The organism is Citrobacter sp. Cpo015 (assembly GCF_030333035.1).
Classification (GTDB): domain Bacteria; phylum Pseudomonadota; class Gammaproteobacteria; order Enterobacterales; family Enterobacteriaceae; genus Citrobacter; species Citrobacter portucalensis.
Window position 1 is genome coordinate 1 of the sequence record NZ_JAOWGS010000014.1, and the last position, 254, is coordinate 254.

Here is a 254-nt window from a genome sequence, read left to right on the forward strand (position 1 = left end):
TTGCCGGAGCGGGTTGTCAGTTTCAGGGGCGTGACCGGCAGGCTGGGGCGTCCGGCGACATCGGAAAACCAGATTTTGACCTTGCCGCCGGGAGACAGGCCAAACACCATTCTGTTGTACCAGACAGGGGCGCCCGATGGGCGGGTATGATCGGCAGGTGTTTTCATCCTCTGCCAGGTTTCGGGGCCGAAGACGGCGCTGGTTTCATAGGTCTGCTGGTCAATATAGGAATCCCAGCAGAAGACAATGTACTG

General features: G+C 58.7%; 1 protein-coding gene. It reads right to left on the bottom strand.

All coding sequences use genetic code 11. The features are described 5' to 3' along the window. On the bottom strand, positions 1–254 hold a 254-nt coding region (locus OGY67_RS00065), incomplete at both ends, for a DUF2931 family protein (RefSeq protein ID WP_286573053.1).